The organism is Bradyrhizobium sp. CIAT3101, assembly GCF_029714945.1.
Classification (GTDB): Bacteria; Pseudomonadota; Alphaproteobacteria; order Rhizobiales; family Xanthobacteraceae; genus Bradyrhizobium.
This window is the reverse complement of sequence record NZ_CP121634.1, coordinates 7,916,684-7,937,149: the sequence shown is the minus strand read 5'-3', so window position 1 is coordinate 7,937,149 and position 20,466 is coordinate 7,916,684. Positions and strand designations below refer to the sequence as shown.

General features: G+C 65.0%; 26 protein-coding genes. 12 read left to right on the top strand and 14 right to left on the bottom strand.

All coding sequences use genetic code 11. The annotated features are described in order from the left end of the window. The first annotated feature begins 1 nt into the window (after position 1). The 4 genes from QA645_RS37095 to QA645_RS37080 are packed head-to-tail and all read left to right on the top strand — an operon-like array spanning position 2 to position 3,389. The gene (locus QA645_RS37095) at positions 2-868 is read left to right on the top strand and encodes a MoxR family ATPase (RefSeq protein ID WP_283046077.1); all 867 of its coding nucleotides are present in this window, start codon (positions 2-4) and stop codon (positions 866-868) included. Next, positions 865-2,073: a VWA domain-containing protein gene (locus QA645_RS37090; RefSeq protein WP_283046076.1), complete on the top strand. Its 1,209-nt coding sequence runs from the start codon at positions 865-867 to the stop codon at positions 2,071-2,073. Before QA645_RS37095 ends, QA645_RS37090 begins: the two co-directional genes overlap by 4 nt. A gap of 11 nt (positions 2,074-2,084) precedes the next feature. Then, the gene (locus QA645_RS37085; protein ID WP_283046075.1) at positions 2,085-2,924 is read left to right on the top strand and encodes an XdhC/CoxI family protein; all 840 of its coding nucleotides are present in this window, start codon (positions 2,085-2,087) and stop codon (positions 2,922-2,924) included. A 6-nt stretch (positions 2,925-2,930) separates the two neighbouring features. Next, positions 2,931-3,389 (top strand): carbon monoxide dehydrogenase subunit G, encoded by a 459-nt coding sequence (locus tag QA645_RS37080; protein ID WP_283046074.1) that lies wholly within the window; start codon positions 2,931-2,933, stop codon positions 3,387-3,389. A 90-nt stretch (positions 3,390-3,479) separates the two neighbouring features. Here the strand turns inward: QA645_RS37080 and QA645_RS37075 are convergent, their stop codons facing one another. Together QA645_RS37075 and QA645_RS37070 are read right to left on the bottom strand one after the other, a co-directional pair. Next, entirely contained in the window at positions 3,480-4,055 is a 576-nt protein-coding gene (locus QA645_RS37075) for a DUF1700 domain-containing protein (protein ID WP_254134374.1), read from the bottom strand. Then, positions 4,052-4,381, bottom strand: a complete 330-nt coding sequence (locus tag QA645_RS37070; protein WP_254134373.1) for a PadR family transcriptional regulator — start codon at positions 4,379-4,381, stop codon at positions 4,052-4,054. The genes QA645_RS37075 and QA645_RS37070 overlap by 4 nt, the downstream gene beginning before the upstream one ends. 97 nt (positions 4,382-4,478) lie before the next feature. Between QA645_RS37070 and QA645_RS37065 the strand changes: the two genes are divergently transcribed. Beyond that, entirely contained in the window at positions 4,479-5,564 is a 1,086-nt protein-coding gene (locus QA645_RS37065) for a serine hydrolase domain-containing protein (RefSeq protein ID WP_283046073.1), read from the top strand. Positions 5,565-5,573: 9 nt separating this feature from the next. Here the strand turns inward: QA645_RS37065 and QA645_RS37060 are convergent, their stop codons facing one another. The 8 genes from QA645_RS37060 to QA645_RS37025 form a co-directional block, all read right to left on the bottom strand. Then, positions 5,574-6,608: an ATP-grasp domain-containing protein gene (locus QA645_RS37060; protein ID WP_283046072.1), complete on the bottom strand. Its 1,035-nt coding sequence runs from the start codon at positions 6,606-6,608 to the stop codon at positions 5,574-5,576. Continuing rightward, positions 6,605-7,633: a putative zinc-binding metallopeptidase gene (locus QA645_RS37055; protein ID WP_254134370.1), complete on the bottom strand. Its 1,029-nt coding sequence runs from the start codon at positions 7,631-7,633 to the stop codon at positions 6,605-6,607. The genes QA645_RS37060 and QA645_RS37055 overlap by 4 nt, the downstream gene beginning before the upstream one ends. A gap of 217 nt (positions 7,634-7,850) precedes the next feature. Next, on the bottom strand, positions 7,851-8,804 hold the full coding sequence (locus tag QA645_RS37050; protein ID WP_187437466.1) for a ribose-phosphate pyrophosphokinase: 954 nt from the start codon (positions 8,802-8,804) through the stop codon (positions 7,851-7,853). A 194-nt stretch (positions 8,805-8,998) separates the two neighbouring features. Beyond that, entirely contained in the window at positions 8,999-9,622 is a 624-nt protein-coding gene (locus tag QA645_RS37045; RefSeq protein ID WP_283046071.1) for a hypothetical protein, read from the bottom strand. Between the two features lie 119 nt (positions 9,623-9,741). Continuing rightward, positions 9,742-10,509: a peptidoglycan editing factor PgeF gene (gene pgeF / locus QA645_RS37040; RefSeq protein ID WP_283046070.1), complete on the bottom strand. Its 768-nt coding sequence runs from the start codon at positions 10,507-10,509 to the stop codon at positions 9,742-9,744. Next, on the bottom strand, positions 10,509-11,627 hold the full coding sequence (locus QA645_RS37035) for an SAM-dependent methyltransferase (RefSeq protein WP_254134367.1): 1,119 nt from the start codon (positions 11,625-11,627) through the stop codon (positions 10,509-10,511). Before QA645_RS37035 ends, pgeF begins: the two co-directional genes overlap by 1 nt. Positions 11,628-11,645: 18 nt before the next feature. After that, positions 11,646-12,488 (bottom strand): prolipoprotein diacylglyceryl transferase, encoded by an 843-nt coding sequence (gene lgt, locus QA645_RS37030; RefSeq protein ID WP_283046069.1) that lies wholly within the window; start codon positions 12,486-12,488, stop codon positions 11,646-11,648. 8 nt (positions 12,489-12,496) lie between these two features. Further along, positions 12,497-13,234, bottom strand: a complete 738-nt coding sequence (locus tag QA645_RS37025; protein WP_283046068.1) for a dienelactone hydrolase family protein — start codon at positions 13,232-13,234, stop codon at positions 12,497-12,499. 195 nt (positions 13,235-13,429) lie between these two features. Here QA645_RS37025 and QA645_RS37020 point away from each other — a divergent pair, with 195 nt between their 5' ends. From QA645_RS37020 to ychF, 4 genes are all read left to right on the top strand, one after another. Continuing rightward, positions 13,430-13,681, top strand: coding sequence for an accessory factor UbiK family protein (locus QA645_RS37020; RefSeq protein WP_148777675.1), 252 nt, complete (start codon positions 13,430-13,432; stop codon positions 13,679-13,681). A gap of 320 nt (positions 13,682-14,001) precedes the next feature. Beyond that, positions 14,002-14,727 carry a 50S ribosomal protein L25/general stress protein Ctc gene (locus QA645_RS37015; RefSeq protein WP_254134364.1) on the top strand — a complete coding sequence of 242 codons (726 nt, stop codon included), beginning with the start codon at positions 14,002-14,004 and terminating at the stop codon, positions 14,725-14,727. A 61-nt stretch (positions 14,728-14,788) separates the two neighbouring features. Further along, positions 14,789-15,394, top strand: coding sequence for an aminoacyl-tRNA hydrolase (pth, locus tag QA645_RS37010; RefSeq protein WP_283046067.1), 606 nt, complete (start codon positions 14,789-14,791; stop codon positions 15,392-15,394). A gap of 5 nt (positions 15,395-15,399) precedes the next feature. Continuing rightward, on the top strand, positions 15,400-16,497 hold the full coding sequence (gene ychF, locus QA645_RS37005; RefSeq protein ID WP_254134362.1) for a redox-regulated ATPase YchF: 1,098 nt from the start codon (positions 15,400-15,402) through the stop codon (positions 16,495-16,497). An 18-nt stretch (positions 16,498-16,515) separates the two neighbouring features. Here the strand turns inward: ychF and QA645_RS37000 are convergent, their stop codons facing one another. Continuing rightward, complete coding sequence (locus QA645_RS37000; RefSeq protein WP_254134361.1) at positions 16,516-16,812, bottom strand: DUF4282 domain-containing protein; 297 nt, start codon at positions 16,810-16,812, stop codon at positions 16,516-16,518. 159 nt (positions 16,813-16,971) lie between these two features. On the opposite strand from QA645_RS37000, the gene QA645_RS36995 reads away from it, so the two are divergent. The 3 genes from QA645_RS36995 to QA645_RS36985 all read left to right on the top strand — a co-directional run bounded on the left by QA645_RS36995 (position 16,972) and on the right by QA645_RS36985 (position 18,266). Next, positions 16,972-17,424 carry a MaoC family dehydratase gene (locus QA645_RS36995; RefSeq protein ID WP_283046066.1) on the top strand — a complete coding sequence of 151 codons (453 nt, stop codon included), beginning with the start codon at positions 16,972-16,974 and terminating at the stop codon, positions 17,422-17,424. After that, positions 17,424-17,903: a MaoC family dehydratase gene (locus QA645_RS36990; protein WP_283046065.1), complete on the top strand. Its 480-nt coding sequence runs from the start codon at positions 17,424-17,426 to the stop codon at positions 17,901-17,903. Before QA645_RS36995 ends, QA645_RS36990 begins: the two co-directional genes overlap by 1 nt. Positions 17,904-18,119: 216 nt before the next feature. Beyond that, positions 18,120-18,266: a hypothetical protein gene (locus tag QA645_RS36985; protein ID WP_283046064.1), complete on the top strand. Its 147-nt coding sequence runs from the start codon at positions 18,120-18,122 to the stop codon at positions 18,264-18,266. 65 nt (positions 18,267-18,331) lie between these two features. Here the strand turns inward: QA645_RS36985 and QA645_RS36980 are convergent, their stop codons facing one another. From QA645_RS36980 to QA645_RS36970, 3 genes are all read right to left on the bottom strand, one after another. Next, positions 18,332-18,469 (bottom strand): hypothetical protein, encoded by a 138-nt coding sequence (locus QA645_RS36980; RefSeq protein WP_254134358.1) that lies wholly within the window; start codon positions 18,467-18,469, stop codon positions 18,332-18,334. Positions 18,470-18,762: 293 nt separating this feature from the next. Then, entirely contained in the window at positions 18,763-19,194 is a 432-nt protein-coding gene (locus QA645_RS36975; protein ID WP_254134357.1) for a hypothetical protein, read from the bottom strand. 172 nt (positions 19,195-19,366) lie between these two features. Further along, entirely contained in the window at positions 19,367-20,284 is a 918-nt protein-coding gene (locus tag QA645_RS36970; RefSeq protein WP_283046063.1) for a hypothetical protein, read from the bottom strand. Positions 20,285-20,466 lie beyond the last annotated feature (182 nt).

The following is a 20,466-nucleotide window of genomic DNA, read 5'->3' as shown; positions in this document are numbered from 1 at the left end:
GATGAAAGGCCGTGACGAGATCGCGCAAGCGCTGGCCGCATCGGGCTACATCGCCGATGCGGACCTCGCGACCGCGATCTCGCTGATGCAATTGCTGCGACGTCCGCTGCTGCTGGAGGGCGAAGCGGGCGTCGGCAAGACCGAGGTGGCGAAGGCGCTCGCCAAGGTGCATGCGACCGAGCTGATCCGGCTGCAATGCTATGAGGGGCTCGACCAGTCCGCCGCGCTTTACGAGTGGAATTACCAGCGCCAATTGCTGGCCATCCAGGCCCATCGCGGCACCGACAGCATCGAGGACCAGGTCTTCTCGGAAAAATACCTGCTGGAGCGTCCCTTGCTCGCGGCGATCCGCCGCCCGCAGGCGCCGGTGCTGCTGATCGACGAGATCGACCGCGCCGACGACGAGTTCGAGGCGTTCCTGCTCGAGCTGCTATCCGATTTCCAGGTCTCGATCCCCGAGCTTGGCACCATCCCCGCAATCACCATCCCGCATGTCGTGCTGACCTCGAACGGCACGCGTGAGCTCTCCGACGCGCTACGCCGGCGCTGCCTCTATCACTATGTCGATTATCCCGACGTCGATCGCGAGACCCGCATCATTCTCGCGCGTGTCGCAGGCGCGAGCCCGTCGTTATCGCTGCAGATCGCGCGTATGGTCGAAGGCATGCGCAAGGAGGAGCTTCGCAAGGTTCCGGGCGTCGCGGAGACGCTGGACTGGGCAGCGGCGCTGGTCGGTCTCGACGTGCGCGATCTCCACGATGCGCCCGAAACCGTGCATGAGACGCTGGTCTGCCTGCTGAAGACCCACGAGGACCGCGCCCGGGTCACGCCCGAGGTGACGCAACGCCTGCTGGGGAAGGTCGCATGAGCTGCTGCGGCTCCAGTCCTGGATTTGATGATCTCAATGAGGTCTCCCGCCTCGTGTCCGCGCGGCTCGCCGCCTTCTTGCGCACGCTGCGCGATGCCGGCTTTCGCGTTGGATTGGCGGAGGGGCAGGATGCCGCGACGCTGATGTCATCAGGCTACGCCGCGCGACCGGGTCTGCTGCGTGCGGCGTTCAAGCATTTGTTCTCGGCGCGCAAGTCCGACTGGGACAGGTTCGACGGGCTGTTCGATGCGTTCTGGCTCGGCAAGCGCGTGCGCTCGCGGTCCCGCACCATGGGGTCGACGCCCGGCGCCAATAATCCGTCCTTGAAGCGCTTGCAGGATACGGCCGCAGAGCAGGGCGGCCATCAGTCCGTTGCTGATCAGCTTCCGTCCTCGGGCGATGCGCCGGAAGGCGGCGCAGGCGAGGGCCGCATGGAGGGCGCCTCGCGCACCGAGAACTTTGCCGAAGTCGATTTCCGAAAGCTCAGCGATCCCGACCAGGTTGCGCAGGCCCATGAGGCCGCGGCACAGCTCGCCAAGGCGATGCGCACGCGCCTGACCCGGCGGGATCTGGCGCGCCGGCGCGGTTACCGGCTCGATCTCCGGCGGACCATTCATCGCAACATCAGCCATGGCGGCGTGCCGATCAGCCTCGTCAAGCGGCAGCGCAAGGACAAGCCGCTGCGGTTGGTCGTGCTGCTCGATGCCTCCGGCTCGATGAGCATGTACACCGCCGTGTTCCTGCGCTTCATCCACGGCGTACTCGACCAATTCCGCGAGGCCGAGGCGTTCCTGTTCCACACGCGGCTCGCTTACGTCTCCGATGCGATGAAGGAGAGGGATGCAAGCCGCGCGCTCGACCGGCTCTCGATCATGGCGCAGGGCGCGGGCGGCGGCACCAGGATCGGCGAGTCCTTGCAGACCTTCAACCGCTGGCATGCCGCGCGCGTGATCCATTCACGCAGCTGCGTGATGATCGTGTCCGACGGTTACGAGACCGGCGATGCCTCGCTGCTCGGCCGCGAAATGGCGGCGCTGCACCGCCGCTGCCGGCGCATCGTCTGGCTCAATCCGATGATGGCCTGGGAGGGCTATACGCCCGAAGCCAGGGGCATCAAGGCGGCGCTGCCGCATGTCGATCTCTATGCGCCCGCGAATTCGCTGCAAAGCCTGCGTGCGCTCGAACCCTATCTGGCGAAGCTCTGAGGGATGTTGCGATGACCGTTCATGTCGAGGTGCTGGATCTCATAGCGCAGATGAAGGCTGCCGAGCGCGCCTTCGTGCTCGCGACGGTGGTGCGGACGGTTTCGGTGACCGCGGCGAAGGCTGGCGCCAAAGCGATCATCGCGGCCGACGGCACCATCGTCGCGGGTTGGATCGGCGGCGGCTGCGCCAAGGGCGCGGTGCTGAAGGCGGCGCGCGAGGCGCTCGCCGACGGCGAGCCGCGGATGGTCTCGGTGCAGCCGGAAAATTTGCTGGCCGAGCTCGGCGTCAGTGCCGGCGAGAGCCGCGACGGCATTCGCTTCGCCAGCAACATGTGCCCGAGCAAGGGCGCCATGGATATCTTCGTCGAGCCGGTGCTGCCGCATCCCTCGCTCGTCATTCTCGGTGCGAGCCCGGTAGCCCTGTCGCTCGCCGCACAGGCGCGCGTGCTTGGTTACCACGTCACGCTTGCCGCGCCTGCCGCCGATCTCACCGCGCCGCCGGATGCCGATATGATCATGGACGGCTACCAGCTCGGCGAGCTCAACGACGCCAAGCGTTTCGTCGTGGTCTCGACGCAAGGCAAGGGCGACGAGGCCGCCTTGCGCGCGGCGGTCGCGACCCGGGCCTGTTATCACGCCTTCGTCGGCAGCCGCCGAAAGATGGCTTCGCTTCGCGCAAAGCTCCTTGCGGAAGGCGCCGACGCTGCTGCGATCGATGATTTCAAGGCACCGGCCGGGCTCGATCTCGGCGCCATCACGCCCGAGGAGATCGCAATGTCGATCCTCGCCGAGATCACCGTCGAACGTAGGCGCGGTCAGCGCGCCGCCAATCAGCCAGCAAGCAGAGAGTGACCGATCATGCAGATGAACGACAGCCAGCGCATCCCGGCGTCACGCGAGCAGGTGTGGGCGGCGCTGAACGATCCCGCTGTGCTGAAGCAGTGCATTCCCGGCTGCCAGTCGCTCGATGTGACCGCGCCGAACGAGATGACCGCCACGGTGGTCTTCAAGGTCGGCCCGGTGAAGGCGACGTTCAGCGGCAAGGTGACCCTGTCCGATCTCGATCCGCCGAACGCCTATCGCATCTCGGGCGAAGGCTCCGGCGGCGTCGCCGGTTTTGCGAAAGGCGGCGCCGTGGTGCGGCTGGAATCCGAAAGCGCCGACGTCACGGTGCTGCACTATGAGGTCGACGCCCAGATCGGCGGCAAGCTCGCCCAGCTCGGCGCCAGGCTGATCAACTCGACCGCGACGAAGCTCGCGGGTGAGTTCTTCAAGTCATTTGCCGAGGTGGTGAGCGCGAAAGTAGACGCCGGCTAGGTGCCGTAGGGTGGGCAAAGGCGCAAAGCGCCGTGCCCGCGATCTTTTCCGATTGATGGAGATGGTGGGCACGCTTGCGCTTTGCCCACCCTACGAATGCGCGCTCGGGTCCGGCTTGAGCAACCGGTAATGCAGCCGCGCATAGTTGCCGAGCCATCGGACGGCTGTATTGAGCCCAAGCGCCAGTAGCGCAGCGAACCCTGCGCCCGTGGTCACCAGCGCGACGCCTGCCAGCCCGCGCAGGATCAGCTCGACGATCCGCCCGTCGCCGAAATGCTTGTAGACGCTGATCAGCAAGCCGATGCCGATGATCCCCAGCACGCACATCACGAAGGCGATCACGAGCAGGATCAGCAGAACGGCCAGCAGCAGCGGCAGCAGCAGGACGATATCGACCACGGCGAGGCCGCTGAGCGCGAACAGGGCGGCCGTCGAGTTGCGGAAGGAGTGATGGTTCTCCCACCGGCGCAATCCGGTCTCGGCGCGCAGCTCGCGCGCCAGCCGCCGGGGATCGCCAAGCGCGGCGGCGACGTCTTGCTCGGTCCGTCCTGACGCTCGCGCTTCCTCGAAATGAGCGGCGTAGTCGGCCAGGATGTCGTCGATCTCACGCGCGGGCAGCCCCGTGAGCCCATCGGCGAGGATGTGAAGGAAATCGTCGCGGGTCATCTGCTGTCTCCGAGGAGGCGGTCCACGGCGTCCGTAAAGCTTCGCCATTCGCGCTTTTGCGCGGTGAAGGCGGCGCGGCCGGCGGCCGTCAGCCGGTAGTATTTGCGCGGCGGGCCGCTGCTGGATTCCTCCAGGCGGGTATCGACCAGCCCGTCATCCTGCATGCGCCGCATCAGCGGATAGATCGTGCCTTCACCCATGCCGACGCCGGCCGACAGCGTGCTCGCGATCTCATAGGCATAGCTCTCGCCGCGCGCGAGCAGAGCGAGCACGCAGAGCTCCAGCGCGCCCTTCTTGAGCTGAACCTGATTCGACGAGTCGGCCATTTCCTCCTTGACTACACCGCTTTCAAGGGAGCTTATATAGCAAGGTACTATGTATTGCAAGGTACCTGTGAATACCCTATTCCGGAGGAAATGACCCATGGCCTATCTCAACCGTCGTCATCTGCTGGCTGGTCTTGGCGCGAGCGTCGTGCTTCCGCGGGCCATGCCCGCGATTGCCGCATCGTCCGATGCTGCCGAGCGGCTCGCCGCGCTGATGCAGGCCGGAAAGGCACCCGGTCTGCATGCGCTCCTGTTGAGCCAGGGTGGCAAGCTCGTGTTCGAGCACTATGGGGAAGGCGCCGACCAGGGCTGGGACCGGCAACTCGGCCAAGTAAAGTTTGGCCCCGACGTGCTGCACGATCTGCGGTCTGTCTCGAAGAGCGTCGTCGGTCTCGCCTATGGCATTGCGCTCGCGGAAGGCAAGGTGCCGCCGCCGGACGCGAAGCTCTACGCCCAGTTTCCGGAGTATGCCGATCTCGCCGCGCAGCCCGGCCGTGACAAGATCACGATCCATCACGTGCTCTCGATGACGCTTGGTTTGGATTGGGACGAGCTCACGATCGTCTACGGCGATCCACGTAACGCAGAGACGGCGATGGAGGCCGCGCCCGATCGTTATCGCTTCATTCTCGAACGCCCGATCGTTGGCGAGCCCGGCGCGAAGTGGAGCTATTGCGGCGGCGCCACCGCGCTGCTCGGCCGGCTCATAGCGAAGGGGACCGGAGAGGCCCTGCCGGCCTATTGCCGCCGTGTGCTGTTCGATCCTCTGGGCTTTGGTCCGTCCGACTGGAGTGTTGGTCGCGATGGCGAGGCGCGTGCGGCGTCGGGGGCGCGTCTGTTGCCACGCGATCTCGTCAAGGTTGGTCAGCTCATGCTGGCGAATGGCAGCTGGAATGGAAAGTCCATCGTTCCAGCCGAATGGGTGAAGCGCGTGACCACGCCTGTCGTCCAGACCCGCTTTGGCCGCGACTATGGCTATCACTGGTACATGGGCGACATAGCCGCCGCGCAACCGCTGCACTGGTTCGGTGGCATCGGCTGGGGCGGCCAATATCTGTTCGTCATTCCGGCGCGTGATCTCGCCGTCGTCATCCACTGTGGAAACTATCGGCTATCCGGCCAGGAACAGACCGCCGTGATGTTCGCACTCATGAAGGAGGTGGTGCTGCCGAGCTTTGCCTGAACCCCTCTCCTAGCCCAGAGATACGCCCGCCTTCGCCCGACTGATGCCAAGCGTCAGGATGCGATGCAGGAGCTCCCTGTATTTCAGCCCGTCATGCTGAGCCGCCGTGGCGAATTCCTGGCTCTTGGCGATCTCGGGATTGGGGTTGGCTTCGATGAAATACGGGGTGCCATCGGCGGCGAGGCGAAAGTCGATGCGCGCGTAGCCGTCGAGGCCCAGCGCCCGGTAGATGCGCTTTGCGGCACGCTGGATGCGTGCGGTGACCTCGGGCGCAAGGTCCTTCGCCGGCCCGTCAACGATGCCGACCTTCTCCTGATAGTCGGTGTCGTGCTTGGCTTTTTCGGTTGCGATGTGGCGTGAGCTGCGCCCGCCCATGCTGCCGAATTTCAATTCCCACACCGGCAGCACGCGCAGCCGGTTGTTGCCGAGCACGCCGACATAGAGCTCGCGGCCCTCGATGAACTGCTCGGCGATGGCGGCGGTCTCGACCCGCTCGTGGATGAAGGCAACGCGTTCAGCGAGCTTCTCGTCGGTATCGACGATGGAGGCCTGCGAGATGCCGAAGGAGCCGTCCATGTTGAGCGCCTTGACGATCAGCGGCAGCGCAAGATGCTTTGGCCGTTTCACCTTGCGCCGCATCGGGAACACGGCGAAAGCTGGCGCTGCGATGCGACGGTGATGCACCAGCGTCTTGGACAGATCCTTGCCGCGCGCCAGGATCAGGCCGCGCGGATTGCAGCCGGTGTAGGGCACCTTCATCAGCTCGAGATAGCTGGCGATGTGCTGGTCGTAAGCGACGTTGTTGTGAAATTCCTCGAGCAGCGTGAAAACCACGTGCGGCTTGAATTGCTCGATCGCCTCGCGCACCGGCCTGATTTCCTCCTGAGCGCCGAGGACGCGAACCTCATGTTTGGCGGCGCGCAAGGTGCTGACGACGTCGTATTCCGTCTTCCAGCTGTTGATTTCCTGTGGCGTGTATCCGTCGGTCGAGTCCGGCGGCATGAAGTCCGGATGCATCAGCACGAGAATACGGAGTCGTCTCATAGCGCGATCCATTTGCGCCGAGACGGGCCAAACAGCGCGTGCATCGTCTTGGCGGTCACGAGGACGGTGAAATCGAGAACGAGCTTCTGTTCAGGGCCCACCGCGCGCAAATCGAGCTCGCGGCAGCGGGAGATCATGTCGTCAAGCACGGCATCGAGCGTAAGCTGGTTCTCGCCGGTCCATCGCGCGACCAACTGCCTGATCTGGGCACGATGTCGCCTGATCAGGCTCGAAGCCGGTTGGGACCGATGATGCCGGGGATCGGCTGAAAACAGCCGGGAGAGGTCGCGGTCGTAGGTCTTCGGTGGCGTGAAGGCGTAGAAATCCTGCTTCTTCTTGTAGTGGTCTTCGAGCGTCTGGCTGAGCTTGCTCAGTGGATCGACGCGCTCCCGCGTCGTGATCAGCGGCCGCTTTCCCGCAATCTCGCCCATCAGCTCGTCGACATATTCGAGCTTCTTCAGCGCCGGCCAGCCGGCATATCGCGTCCGCCAGTTCGAGCGCGGCCGCAGCCATACCGCGAAGGTTTCGGCAAAGTCCTCGTCCGGGTGGCTCTGCGCGTACCAGAGCCGGAGATGCTGGACATAGCGCCGGCTTGCCGGGTTGGGCCGGTAGTAGCGCGGATAGTGCTTCGACGACGGACCGAACAGCTGCTGCCAGCGCCGGCGGCGCTGCAGCTGGTAGCCGTGCTGCAGCGCGTGGCCCGCCTCGTGGCGAAGGATGGCCATGCACTCGCGCCAGGTTCCGCCCTCGACGTCGAACATCATCTTTTTCTCGAGCTTCATCAGGCGGGGATGGGCGAGATAGAAGGGCAGCGCGATGCCGGGCACATCTCCCGGACTGAACCATTCGCTCGAGATCCACGTGTGCGGCCGTAGCCGGATGCCGCGCTCCTCGAGCTCTTCGTGAAGCGTGCCAACGCAGTCTTCGAGCCAGGTGCCCTCGACCGTGACCCTCAGGCTGGAGAGACGCTGCTTGAGCAACTCGTCATCCGACAATTTTTCCCAAGCGAATTTCCGGCGGGGCATCAGGCATCCAGAGGGCAGAGATGACTCGGTGTCATGATGATGTCATGGGCGGCAGCCGGCAACAACCCGCGGGTGCGGGGAGGGCGCTGCGTCAGGGCTCGGTGCCGTAGGGTGGGCAAAGCGCAAGCGTGCCCACCGTCTGCATCTCAAAAGAAAAAGGTGGGCACGGCGCTTTGCGCCTTTGCCCACCCTACGAGACCTTACAAGTCCGAAAAGCTTAGTCGAACAGGCTCGAGACCGACTCTTCCGCCGCGGTGCGCGCGATCGCATCCGAGATCAGGCTTGCGATCGGCAGCGTGCGGATGTTCGGCGCCTTGGTCACCGCTTCCGTCGCCAGGATCGAGTCGGTGATGACGAGCTCTTTCAGCTTCGAGCCGGCGATACGCGCGGCCGCGCCGCCGGAGAGCACGCCGTGGGTGATGTAGGCGTAGACATCCTTGGCGCCCTTGGCGATCAGCGCATCGGCCGCGTTCACCAGCGTGCCGCCGGAATCGACGATGTCGTCGACCAGGATACAGCTGTAACCGGAGACGTCGCCGATCACGTTCATGACCTCGGATTCACCCGGGCGTTCGCGGCGCTTGTCGACGATCGCGAGCGGGGTGTTGATGCGCTTGGCGAGGCCGCGGGCGCGGGCCACGCCGCCGACGTCGGGCGAGATCACCATCACCTTGGAGAGGTCGAAACGTTCGCGAATGTCGCGCACCATCACGGGGGCCGCGAACAAATTGTCGGTCGGGATATCGAAGAAGCCCTGGATCTGGCCGGCATGCAGGTCGAGCGTCATGACGCGGTCGACGCCGGCATGGGTGATCAGGTTGGCGACGAGCTTGGCCGAGATGGGTGTGCGCGAGCCGGAGCGGCGGTCCTGCCTGGCGTAGCCGAAATAGGGGATCACCGCGGTGATGCGGCGCGCCGAGGAGCGGCGCAGCGCGTCGGTGATGATCAGCAGCTCCATCAGATTGTCGTTCGCCGGAAACGAGGTCGACTGGATGATGAAGGCATCCGAGCCGCGGATGTTCTCCTGGACCTCGACGAAGATCTCCATGTCGGCGAAACGCCGGACCACTGCTTTGGTCAGCGGCACATCGAGGCCCTGCGCGATCGCTTGCGCGAGCGCGGGGTTGGAGTTGCCGGCGACAAGCTTGATGGAGCCGTTCTTGGCCGACATGGATGCTTCCTCCCGCGCTTTGCTGGATACGACGTTCAACATCAAAGAATACCCACTGGGAGCACGGTTACGACGGGCGAGGAAATATCAGGCGGGAGGCCGCAATGGCAACCCGGGATGCTACGTTTTCCCTCTGAAAATCCTGAGTCGGGCCAACGGCTTGGCTGGTAGTTGGGCCCGTGGTTTAGCGGTGGTTACTGCTGGGCGTAGCCGAGCGCCGAGGCCGGCACCTCCGGCGCCGCCGCCTCCGGCGTCGTGCTCGCCACCGCGGGCCCGCGCAGGCCGGGAACCGGGCCCGGCGCATCACCCGGAGCACCGTTGATCATATTGGAAAGTCCGCTGAATCCGGCCTGGGCGATCTTCCGCAGCACGAGGTCGTCGGCGGCAGTCCAGGGGTCGCGGCCACCCTTGGCCGTGGTCGGTTCCTCGCCCGAGAGGCGCAGCGCCCGCTGCTGGTTGGCGTCGTAAACGTCCCAGACCCAGGCGATCACGGTCTTGCCGCGGACCACCTGGGCGGAGAGGTAGCTGCGCACGCGGTAGGCAGCCGTCCCCTCGCGGGAGACCACGGACAGGCTGCGCAGCTTGGATTCGCTGTCGAGGACGCCGACCATACGGTCGAAAACCTGCGGCGGCGGCCCGTCGATGGACTCGAAGGCAACCGTCGCTCCGGAGCCGGCGCTTGGCGTCGCCATCGCATAGGAATTGGCGGCATTACCGCCGCCTCCGGCGCAGCCGGCCAGCGCGGTCGCTGCCGCCAGCAACATGACCGCGAGCCCGCGCGAACCGGCGCGGCGCAAGATGGATGACGCTTCCCTCATTGAGGGCAGCGATATCGTTAAAATCGATTAAGGTCTAGGGCAGAGGCGACACAGATCCGGTGCATTACGGGCGCGAAGTTTGTGCATCGCCCCGGAATGAAACGACGTTGCCTGTGTGTTCACCCTTCCAGTGCGATCGCGTGAACGTGGCGGCCGTAATCCGGCTCCTTGCGATGAACTGAACGGCGATAGCTGAAGAAGCGCTCGTCGGCATAGGTGTCCAGACCGAGATCGTCGATCATCAGAATGCCGGCGGCTTCCAGCCGCTTGCGGATGAAGCCGGCGAGGTCGAACATCGCGTGGCCCTCGCGCACCGACGGGATGAAGAACACGGCGTTGTCAGCATCCGCCTCGATGAAGCGCGCGACGAACTCGTTGCCGACCTCGTAGCTGTCCTGCCGGATCAGCGGGCCGATCGCGGCGATGATGCCGCTGCGGCTGGCGCCGAGCTTTTCCATCGCGAGAATCGTCGATTCCAGCACGCCCGTCAGCGCGCCCTTCCAGCCGGCATGCGCGCCGCCGATCACACCCGCGTTGGGATCGACGAACAGGACCGGTCCGCAATCGGCGGTGGAGACGCCGAGCGCGATGCCCGGCGTCTTGGTCACCAGCGCATCCCCCTTCGGCCGCGGGCCGCTCGGCCATGCGCGATCTGCGACGAGGACGTCGGGCGAATGGATCTGATGCAGGCTGACGAAGCGCTCCGGTGCAACGCCGACATGCTCGGCCATGCGGCGGCGGTTCTCCGCAACAAGGGTCTGATCGTCGCTGGAGCCGAGCCCGCCGTTCAGCGCCGCATAGATGCCGTTGGAAACACCGCCTTCACGGGTGAAGAAGGAATGGCGCAGGCCGGGCACCGCTGATAGCAGCGACGAGGTGAGAGTCATCAATGGCCTCCGGCCTGTTCGAGATCGCTGAGGCCAGCAAGGCCCGTCAGCCGCGGCTCGGAGATGCCGAGCACCTTGAACATCGTGCCCATGCCGCTGCGCCCGGTGTCGGTCAGCCGCTTCAGCGCCACGGAAATGTCGGTGGCCACCTCCGGCGTCGCCTTCTGCATCAGCGCGGCTGCGCGGGTGTCGATGCCGACGCGCTTGAGGAAATCGCCCTGCGTCACCGGCCCGTGCACGCGGGCGCCGACATCCTCGGCTGCCCGCGCCAGCGCCTGGAAGTCGACATGGGCGGTGACGTCGGCCTGGCCCGGCGCCTTCAGGGGATCAGTGAAGGTGTGACGTGCGATGGCCTGAAAGGTGTCGCCGGCATCGCTGCGCAAATGACCGTAATCGATGATCAGCGCCGCGCCGTCCTGGTCGCGCACGCGGGTGGCGAGCTTCATGATCTCGGTATCGGGCCGCCATTCGAACACCGCGCCGACGGGCGCCGCGCGTACCAGGGGCGGCAGCAGCACGTCGAAGCGCGGCGTCGGCTCGGCGGCCGCGCCGAACTGAAGCTTGCCGTTGGGATCGATCTCGATCACGCGCTCGTGCCAGCCGTCCTCGCGCTTCACCATCTGGTGAATCGGCAGCACGTCGAAATATTCGTTGGCGAGGATGATGCTCGGTCCTTCGGGCACGTCGTCGATGTTGTCGTGCCAGGTGATGCTGTTGCGCACGCCCGACAATGTCGCACTCTGCCGCTCGCGCAGGACCGGATTGACCTCGACCAGGTGGATGCTGAGCCCCTGATAGAGCGGCGGCAGCACGCGCAGTGCGCGCAGCGCGTCCGCCATCATGGTGCCGCGGCCGGGGCCGATCTCGATTAGCCGAAGGAATTGCGGCGAGCCCATCTGCTTCCAGACCGAGGCGGTCCACAATCCCAACAACTCGCCGAACATCTGGCTGACTTCGGGGGAGGTGGTGAAGTCGCCTTCGCGGCCCAATGGATCGCGCGAGACGTAATAACCGTAGCGCGGATGCATCAGGCACGCTTCCATGTATCGCCAGACCGGCATGGGGCCTGAGGATTTGATCAGCGCCTTGATCTCGTTCAGCAATGGCTGTTCGGTCACGTGTCTTCTCGAAATGAATTAACCAACGGCATCGACCGGCTTCGGCGCGCCGCGCCTGATAGCCCATACAATAAGTATACCGCCGACGATAAGCATCGGGATCGACAGCAGCATGCCCATGGTTAATCCGCCCCAGAGGTAGCCGAGCTGGACGTCCGGCTCGCGGAAATGCTCGCCGATGATCCGGGTCAGGCCGTAGATCAGGATGAAGCTGCCGAGGATGAGCCCCGGCCGCTTCAAGGCCCCCATCCGGATCATCACCGCGAGCACGACGAACAGCAGGATGCCCTCCATGCCCGCTTCGTACAGCTGGCTCGGATGGCGCGGTACGTCACCGCCGGTCGGGAAAATCATGGCCCAGGGCAGGCTCGGGTCGGCCGCGCGACCCCACAGCTCGCCATTGATGAAGTTCGTCAGCCGCACCAGGAAGATCCCGATCGGCGCAACGCCGCAGGTGATGTCGCCGAGCGACAGGATCGAGATGCCATTCCTCCGGGCGAACCACATCACCGCCACGACGCAGCCGAGGAAGCCGCCGTGGAAGGACATGCCGCCTTCCCACAATTTGAAGATGGCAGAGGGATGCTCGATGAAGAAGGGCAGATTGTAGAACAGGACGTAACCGGTGCGGCCGCCGACAATGATGCCGAGCGTCACCCACAGGATGAAATCGTCGATCTGCGTCAGGCTGATCGGCGACGCGCCGGCCCACAGCCTGTCTTTCTTGATCAGGGTACGCGCATAGAACCAGCCGAACGTGATCCCGCAGATATAGCCGAGCGCGTACCAGCGGATCGCGAACGGTCCGATCGCGACCGCGACCGGACTGAACGACGGAAAGTCGATAAGCAGAAAGGGCATCGCGCCTGCTAATGTTGGACGAGGTTGCGGCGATAGAGCGCCAGCAGACGCTCCCAATGCCGCTCGGCGGCGTCGCGGTCATAGACCGGACGCTTGGGGAAGGCGAAGCCGTGATGGGTGCCGGGATAGATCTCGACCTCGGCTTTGGCGCCGCTCATGCCCTGCTTGACCTTCTCGATGATCTCGGTCGGCGCATAGATGTCAGTCTCGGCGCAGGCGAAGTAGAGCTCGGCCTTGGTCTTGGCTGCCGCGAGATGCGGGCTGTCGTCCTGATCGGTCGCAAGCTGCGTGCCGTAGACCGAGGCGGCGGCCTTGACGCGATCGGGGAAATGCGTGGCGGCATTCACGGCGTAACGACCGCTCATGCAATAGCCGACGGTGCCGATGATTTTGGTGTTCGCGGCGGTCTGGCCCTCGGCATAGGTGAGCAGCGCGCGCGTGTCGTCCATGATCATGGGAATCGTGAGCGAGCCCATCAGCGCGAACATGCGCTTGCGCTCCGGCGCGTTCGGATCGACCGGCAGCGCGCCGAGCTCCATCACGCCGGAACGGTAATAGAGGTTCGGCAGCATCACGTAATAGCCTGACGTCGCGAGCCGGCGCGCCATGTCGCGCAGCTCCTCGCGGATGGCCGGCGCGTCCATGTAGAACAGGATGACCGGGAACGGTCCGCCACGCTCGGGATGGACGATGAAGGTCGCGGTGTGGCCGTCCTTGGTGGGAATAGCGATCTGCTGCTCGATCATGTCTTGCGTTCCGCCTTCTGATTCTTGTTATGCAGGGACGTGGAATACGATTGCAAGGAAACCGGGGCATGACAAGGATACCGCCGGCGGCCCTTGAACCGGCCTCCGCGGATTGCCATTGTCTTTTGGCGCGTTCGCGCAAAGTTTATCGCAGGCCGCCAAGAAACCGATCGAGAAACCGATCAGGAGACCGACATGACCCAGACCACCAACCGGTTTTTCGACGAGATCGGCCGCTTGATGAACGACGCCGCCGGGGCTGCCCAGGGTGCCAAGCGGGAGTTCGACACGGTGCTGCGCAATCAGGCCGAAAAATTCCTGCGCGACATGGACCTGGTCAAGCGCGAGGAGTTCGAGGTGGTCAAGGACATGGCCCGCCTCGCCCGTGAGGAGAACGAGGCCCTGAAGGCGCGCATCGCCGCGCTGGAGGCCAAGCTCGGCGGGTAGTCGCTCTTCTTACCCTCCCCTGGAGGGGGAGGGTCGCAGCGTATGGAGCGCAGCGGAATGCGCTGCGGGGTGGGGTGATCTCTCCACTCGGGCACCGCTTCAATGGATGGACTGTCACCCCACCCCGGCGCTACGCGCCGACCCTCCCCCTCCAGGGAGGGTAGGAACCCGGGCCGCCCGCCCATTCTCCTTGTCATTTCTGCATCTTCCGGGTAAAAGCCCGCCAGTTCGTGGCCCCCGCACCCCTGGAGGCTTGCTGCGAACGATGCCATGGGCCGCGCTGCGGCCCATTAACTTTTGCAAAAACAAGGACTTAGACTATGGCGACGACCGTCAAGGAATTGAAGGCGACCGCACGTCCGAAGAGCGGCAAGGGGGCCGCCCGGGCTGAGCGTCGCGCCGGGCGCGTACCCGGAGTGATCTATGGTAACAACCAGCCCCCGCTCCCGATCTCGGTTGATGATCGTGAACTGCGCCAGCGCATCCTCGCGGGCCGGTTCCTGACCACGCTGGTGGACGTCGAGCTCGACGGCAAGAAGCACCGCGTCATTCCGCGCGACTACCATCTTGATCCGGTCAAGGATTTCCCGATCCACGTCGACTTCATGCGTCTCGGCGAAGGCGCCACCATCCGCATCAGCGTCCCGCTGCATGTCGTGAAGGCTGAAGGTTCGCCCGGCGTGAAGCGCGGCGGCACCGTCAACATCGTCGCCCACGCGATCGAGCTCGAATGCGGCGTCGAGAGCATCCCGCAGTACATCGAGGCCGACGTCGGCGCGCTGGAAATCGGTCACTCGCTGCATCTGTCGGACGTCACGCTTCCGGCCGGCGTTAAGGCGCTGACCCGCGAGGACGCGACCCTCGTCACCATCGTGCCGCCGTCCGGCTACGCCGAAGAGCAGAAGGCCGCGGCTGCGGCTGCTGCTGGTGGCGCGGCTCCGGCGGCAGGTGCTGCTGCCCCGGCGGCAGGTGCTGCTCCGGCGGCGGGTGCTGCTGCTCCGGCGGCGGCTGCCAAGGCTCCGGCCGGCGGCGACAAGAAGAAGTAATCTCTCAGAGAAGCTGGCGCGCGGTCGCTGACCGCGTGCTGGCTGAGGGGCGCGCCGCGTCATGCGACTCTTTGTTGGGCTCGGCAATCCCGGCGCGAAATACGCACGTAACCGGCACAATATCGGCTTCATGGCCGTCGACGAGATTGCGCGGCGTCATGGTTTCGCACCATGGCGCCGTCGCTTTCAGGGCGAGACCTCGGAAGGCGCGCTCGGCACGGAGCGCATCATCCTGCTCAAGCCGACGACCTTTATGAACGACTCCGGCCGCAGCGTTCAGGAGGCGGCGAGCTTCTTCAAGATCGCGCCGGGCGACACCACGGTGTTTCACGACGAGCTCGAACTGCCGCCGGGCAAGGTGCGGGTGAAGATCGGCGGCGGCATCGCCGGGCATAACGGCCTGCGCTCGATCTCCGCGCATATCGGCAACGAGTATCGCCGGGTGCGGCTCGGCATCGGTCATCCCGGCGTCAAGGAGATGGTGCACGGCCATGTGCTGTCCGACTTCGCCAAGGCCGACAGCGACTGGGTGACGACGCTCTGCGATGCGGTGGCCGAGCATGCCGCGCTGATCGTCAAAGGCACGGACGCGACCTTCGCCAACAGGGTGCATCTCGCGATGCAGGCGAAGGGATTTTTGACCAAGGACGAGAACGGCAAGGAATAACGCTCGTGGGATTCAAATGCGGAATCGTCGGATTGCCCAATGTCGGCAAGTCGACCTTGTTCAATGCGCTGACCGAGACGGCCGCGGCGCAGGCCGCGAACTATCCGTTCTGCACCATCGAGCCGAATGTCGGCGAGGTCGCGGTACCCGATCCGCGGCTCGACAAGCTGTCGGCGATCGCCAAATCGGCGCAGATCATTCCGACCCGGCTGACTTTCGTCGACATCGCCGGCCTCGTGCGCGGCGCCTCCAAGGGCGAAGGCCTCGGCAACCAGTTCCTCGCCAACATCCGCGAGGTCGACGCCATCGCGCATGTCGTGCGCTGCTTTGAAGATTCCGACATCACCCATGTCGAGGGCAAGATCGCGCCACTCGCCGATATCGAGACCATCGAGACCGAGCTGATGCTGGCCGACCTCGACAGCCTCGAGAAGCGCGTCGACAACCTCACCAAGAAGGCCAAGGGCAACGACAAGGACGCCAAGGAGCAGCTCGACCTCGTCAACCGCACGCTGGTGCTGTTGCGCGAGGGCAAGCCCGCGCGCCTCGTCGAGCGCAAGGCGGAGGAAGAGCGCGCCTTCGGCATGCTCGGCCTGCTGTCGTCCAAGCCCGTGCTCTATGTCTGCAACGTCGAGGAAGGTTCGGCTGCCACCGGCAATTCGTTCTCGAAGGCGGTGCAGGACCAGGCCGCCAAGGAAGGCGCGGTTGCCGTCGTCATCTCCGCCAAGATCGAATCCGAGATCGCCACGATCTCGCGCGAGGAGCGCACCGACTTCCTGGAGACGCTGGGTCTCGAAGAGGCCGGCCTCGATCGCCTGATCCGCGCCGGCTACACGCTGCTCGACCTCATCACCTATTTCACGGTCGGACCGAAGGAAGCGCGCGCCTGGACCATCTATCGCGGTACCAAGGCGCCGGGCGCCGCCGGTGTGATCCACACCGATTTCGAGAAGGGCTTCATCCGCGCCGAGACGATCGCGTATGAGGACTACGTCGCGCTGAACGGCGAAGCCGGCGCCCGCGATGCCGGCAAGCTGCGCCTCGAAGGCAAGGAATATGTCGTCGCCGACGGCGACGTGATGCATTTCCGGTTCAATACGTAAGTCGCGGAGAGGGGCGCCTCAGCGCGCCCCGCCGCCCTGATCCCGGATCGCACCGAGATGCTCGTTGATGCGGAACACGATCAGGATCAATTCCGCGGCGATGCGCGAGAACACGATTCCGACGACGACACCCGCGATCGATTCCAGCACGACCAGGAAGCCGGCGAACGGGCTGATCGCCATCGCGGTGAGACCGGCAAAGATTCCGGAAAGCCCGAACAGGCAGATCACGCCGATCACCAGCCAGTAGAAGGTCTTGATGATCGTCGGCGTGATGAAGCGGTCCCATTGAAACAGATCGTTGAATGAAAACATCTCTCTCCCCCGGGCAGATCGCGCCCCCGGCCGCGCCAATCGAACAATGAGGCTGGTTCGGCCCGACTCGCCGAATGTAGCACGAGCCATGCGGGCCGGCGGGTTGAGATTGCCGCAAAGTGCGGCCACAATCTGTCATTCCCGCAAAGCATTCCCAAGATGACCCTGACCTTCGAAGATTTCCCGACCGGCCGGTATGGAACGTTCGGCCCGCGCCATGTCACCCGCGACGAGATCCTGGCTTTCGCCGCCGAGTTCGATCCGCAACCGATGCATCTGGACGAGGAGGCCGCCGGCAAAAGCATGCTGCGCGGCCTGTCCGGCTCGGGCTGGCACCTCTGCTCGCTGATGATGCGGATGATGGCCGACGGTTTCATCACGCGCGCCGCGTCGCTGGGGTCGCCCGGCGTCGACGAGGTGCGCTGGCTGTCCCCGCTTCGACCCGGCGACGACCTCACGCTCGACGTCGACGTCGTGGAAGCCCGGACTTCGAAGAGCAGGCCGAACCTCGGCATCGTCAAGTTCAAATGCACGATACGCAACGCCAGGGGCGAAGCGCTGTGCGAGATGACCTCGCCGATCCTGATCGAGCGGCGCGCGGGAGCGGTCTGATGCGGTTCTTCGAAGACATCGAGATCGGCCATCGCCGCGACATCGGCAGCTACAATTTCACGGCGGACTCCATCAAGACCTTTGCCGCGAAGTTCGATCCGCAGCGCTTCCACCTCGACGAGGAGGAGGGCAAGAACTCGCTGTTCGGCGGGTTAGCTGCGTCCGGCTGGCATGTCGGCTCGGCCTGCATGAGCCTGCTTGTCGCCGACGGCCAGCGCCTGGCGCGGGAGGCTGTGGCGCGCGGCGAGGAGGTTGCGGTGTGGGGGCCGTCACCGGGCTTTCGCGACCTGCGCTGGATCAAGCCGGTACTGGCCGGCGACACCATCAGCTATTCCAGCGTCGTCATCGACAAGCGTAGCTCCGCCTCGCGTCCCGGCTGGGGCATCCTGACCGCCCGCACCACAGGAACCAACCAGCGTGGCGAAGAGGTCTATTCCATCACCGCTTCGGCCTTCGTGCCGATGCGGAAGGGCGCTTAGACCAGTTCCAGAATGAACGGCCGAAATCAGCGCGCAGAAATCAGCGCGCAGGTGTTGCCCGCGCGCTATGGACGCGATTCCGGGCGGCTGGCATAAGCCTGTCCGAGATGGCCGGTCGTTGCGAAGCAGTTAACCGGAACCATCGAGTTGCTAACCAATTATGAACCTGTCGCTGTCTATTTGAACAAACTGGGCAGAGTACAGGGGACGAGAACAATGGCAGACCGCGGCGCACTCAAGCTGGTCGGATTTATCTTCGCTACCGCGACGCTGGCCGTGATGCTGATCGCCGGCATGGTGGTGAAGGGCTACGCCGACGGCGCCTACACCCTGGAAGCCTCCACGGTCGACGCGAGCCGTTAAGCACTCGTTAACTCCGCGGGGCCGCGAAGTGGCCTCCGCGTGGGGCCGCGATACGGCCTCCGCTCTCAGCGGCTATAGACGAACGCCAAGATCGCGATCGCAACCGCCAGCAGCCCGATAAAGCGCAGCATGATGGTCCCGAACTGGTTCGGCGCGGGCCGCAGCGGTATCGGGTCCGTGTTATCGGGCCGAATGCTTTCCATTTGAGATGTCCCCGAGGCCCGGCCGCAAGGCTGCGGGCGCTAGGCATTGGTCGGCGGGGATGGGCGGTGGGTTCAAACCGCTGGCTCGACCGGGGCATCCGGTACGCCGCGGCTTCTCGGTTCAGTCACTGTTGTCTCTGGAATACTGGATCACCCGCCCCAGTGCGCAATTGCGCACAAGGCGGGTGATGACGCCTTTCGTGTGAAGCGTGTGCACGCTCCTCACGTTTCCAGAATCAAAACCGCCGCGCCCCTTCCGGAGCGCGGCGGCTGGTGATGCTTGGTACGTGCGATCAGCTGTTGCGCAGGCCGTCGGCGGCGCGCTTCCACTGGGCGACGTTGTCGGCGATCATGCGGGTCGACTTCATCGCGGCCTGGCTGAGCTGGGCGTAGCCCGAGATCTCGCGCTGGACGCGCTGGCCTTCGGCATGAAGCAGGTCGCGCAGGCTCTCGAGCTCGGAGATCAGATTCTCGATCTCGGCAAGCGAGGTGCCGGCGACGCGCTGGATCAGCGAGTTGACGTTGGTGACGGTGGCCTCCGCGCTCGGATCGAGCGGCGGCGCGTCGGTCGTGGTGGCCGCGGCCGGCCGGCGCAGATAGGCGATGTCGTTGCGGACGAAATCGCGGATGCCGGCTTCGACTTCCGTCACGGCAGCGAGGTTGGTGTCGACCGTCTCGGTCTCGGCGGTGGTGGTCTCGGTCTTTTCCGGACGCATGGCGTTCATCGTTATTCCCCTGTTCGCGTTGAGCGCAGCGCGAGTGTCCCCCGCACGACGATATGTGTCAGGCCGGTGCATCAGGGCGTCCGATTTTGACCGCAAAGGGGCCGAGATGCGGCAAGGGCGGACCATTCGGGGGTTTTGCCGTGGCGTATGGTTACGGGATTCCTAAGAAAGCTCACCAGCTCTTCTTGAAGCCCGCGGTCAGGCTCTTGTTGATCGCGCCTTGCGAGGTTTCGCCGACCGAGCCGGACACGGTGACGTTGTCGAACAGCTTCTGCTCGGCGCCGACCTTGCGCAGCCATTTGTCGTCGGTGGTGGACATGGTCTGGCCGGCGGTAATGCTGGTGCCGGTGTCGGTAATGGTCACCTTGGCTGACTGATCGGTCTCGTAGTTTCGGGTGATGTGGCCGCCGACGCCGGGCAGCGCCGTCGTGCCCTGCTGGTTGACGCTGTAGCCGTTCTGGAGCGTCAGCGAATAATCGCCCGACAGCGGCACCGATTTGGTCAGCGATGCGCCGAGCTTGCTCTGCTCGGCGCCGGGATCGACGCGCGCTTCCACCGCGGTCTTGTCCCAGACCGCGCCCGCGCCGGGTGCGGTCGCGGCGGCCCAGGCACTGCCGGAGGATTGCGGCAGGTTGCCGCCATTGGCGGCCTTCTGCGCCATCAGCTCCGACATCGTGGTCGGCTCTTTCGCCACCGTCATGTCGGCGCCGACGCGGGTGTCCCAGAACGACGACACCGACTGCTTCACGGTCACGGCCGAGGAGCCGTTGGCGTTGGCGTTGGTCGACCAGTTCATGCCGTTATTGGCGGCGGCCTGCGCGCGCTTCTTGGCGGCGATGATATCGTTGAGCGTGCCGGCGTCGATGGCGAGCTGGCTCCAGTCGAGCTTGTCGACGTCGATGCCCTTGAGCACGTCGGTGTCATTGACGTTGGGGGCTTCCGCGACCTCGTCCTCCTCGTCGGGCGCCGTCGCAGCGGGGGGAGGGGAGAAGGGCGGGATGATTTGCGCCGGGGCCGTCAGCACAGAGCCGAAAATGAACGCGGCCGCCAGCGGCAGCCGGGTCCAGCCAAAACCTGTCGTGAATTCCATTGCCTTGCCCGCAAGCCCAGTTCGCGCACAGGATGCGGCGCTAACGTTGCGAAATTATGGCGCATGCCGCGACAGTTTGGAAGCTGCCCGGGCCTTCAGAATAACGAACCAACGGGCCGCGCGAGCAAGCGCGCGCCCGATGACGAGCATTTCCACGACGGCATCCGGCGGGGCTGGTGGCC

Excerpts from the sequence above, each read along its gene's own strand:
- QA645_RS37095 (WP_283046077.1), top strand. The coding sequence starts at position 2 with ATGAAAGGCCGTGACGAGATCGCGCAAGCGCTGGCCGCATCGGGCTAC.
- QA645_RS37090 (WP_283046076.1), top strand. The coding sequence starts at position 865 with ATGAGCTGCTGCGGCTCCAGTCCTGGATTTGATGATCTCAATGAGGTC.
- QA645_RS37085 (WP_283046075.1), top strand. The coding sequence starts at position 2,085 with ATGACCGTTCATGTCGAGGTGCTGGATCTCATAGCGCAGATGAAGGCT.
- QA645_RS37080 (WP_283046074.1), top strand. The coding sequence starts at position 2,931 with ATGCAGATGAACGACAGCCAGCGCATCCCGGCGTCACGCGAGCAGGTG.
- QA645_RS37075 (WP_254134374.1), bottom strand. The coding sequence starts at position 4,055 with ATGACCCGCGACGATTTCCTTCACATCCTCGCCGATGGGCTCACGGGG.
- QA645_RS37070 (WP_254134373.1), bottom strand. The coding sequence starts at position 4,381 with ATGGCCGACTCGTCGAATCAGGTTCAGCTCAAGAAGGGCGCGCTGGAG.
- QA645_RS37065 (WP_283046073.1), top strand. The coding sequence starts at position 4,479 with ATGGCCTATCTCAACCGTCGTCATCTGCTGGCTGGTCTTGGCGCGAGC.
- QA645_RS37060 (WP_283046072.1), bottom strand. The coding sequence starts at position 6,608 with ATGAGACGACTCCGTATTCTCGTGCTGATGCATCCGGACTTCATGCCG.
- QA645_RS37055 (WP_254134370.1), bottom strand. The coding sequence starts at position 7,633 with ATGCCCCGCCGGAAATTCGCTTGGGAAAAATTGTCGGATGACGAGTTG.
- QA645_RS37050 (WP_187437466.1), bottom strand. The coding sequence starts at position 8,804 with ATGTCGGCCAAGAACGGCTCCATCAAGCTTGTCGCCGGCAACTCCAAC.
- QA645_RS37045 (WP_283046071.1), bottom strand. The coding sequence starts at position 9,622 with ATGAGGGAAGCGTCATCCATCTTGCGCCGCGCCGGTTCGCGCGGGCTC.
- pgeF (WP_283046070.1), bottom strand. The coding sequence starts at position 10,509 with ATGACTCTCACCTCGTCGCTGCTATCAGCGGTGCCCGGCCTGCGCCAT.
- lgt (WP_283046069.1), bottom strand. The coding sequence starts at position 12,488 with ATGCCCTTTCTGCTTATCGACTTTCCGTCGTTCAGTCCGGTCGCGGTC.
- QA645_RS37025 (WP_283046068.1), bottom strand. The coding sequence starts at position 13,234 with ATGATCGAGCAGCAGATCGCTATTCCCACCAAGGACGGCCACACCGCG.
- QA645_RS37020 (WP_148777675.1), top strand. The coding sequence starts at position 13,430 with ATGACCCAGACCACCAACCGGTTTTTCGACGAGATCGGCCGCTTGATG.
- QA645_RS37015 (WP_254134364.1), top strand. The coding sequence starts at position 14,002 with ATGGCGACGACCGTCAAGGAATTGAAGGCGACCGCACGTCCGAAGAGC.
- pth (WP_283046067.1), top strand. The coding sequence starts at position 14,789 with ATGCGACTCTTTGTTGGGCTCGGCAATCCCGGCGCGAAATACGCACGT.
- QA645_RS37000 (WP_254134361.1), bottom strand. The coding sequence starts at position 16,812 with ATGTTTTCATTCAACGATCTGTTTCAATGGGACCGCTTCATCACGCCG.
- QA645_RS36995 (WP_283046066.1), top strand. The coding sequence starts at position 16,972 with ATGACCCTGACCTTCGAAGATTTCCCGACCGGCCGGTATGGAACGTTC.
- QA645_RS36990 (WP_283046065.1), top strand. The coding sequence starts at position 17,424 with ATGCGGTTCTTCGAAGACATCGAGATCGGCCATCGCCGCGACATCGGC.
- QA645_RS36985 (WP_283046064.1), top strand. The coding sequence starts at position 18,120 with ATGGCAGACCGCGGCGCACTCAAGCTGGTCGGATTTATCTTCGCTACC.
- QA645_RS36980 (WP_254134358.1), bottom strand. The coding sequence starts at position 18,469 with ATGGAAAGCATTCGGCCCGATAACACGGACCCGATACCGCTGCGGCCC.
- QA645_RS36975 (WP_254134357.1), bottom strand. The coding sequence starts at position 19,194 with ATGAACGCCATGCGTCCGGAAAAGACCGAGACCACCACCGCCGAGACC.
- QA645_RS36970 (WP_283046063.1), bottom strand. The coding sequence starts at position 20,284 with ATGGAATTCACGACAGGTTTTGGCTGGACCCGGCTGCCGCTGGCGGCC.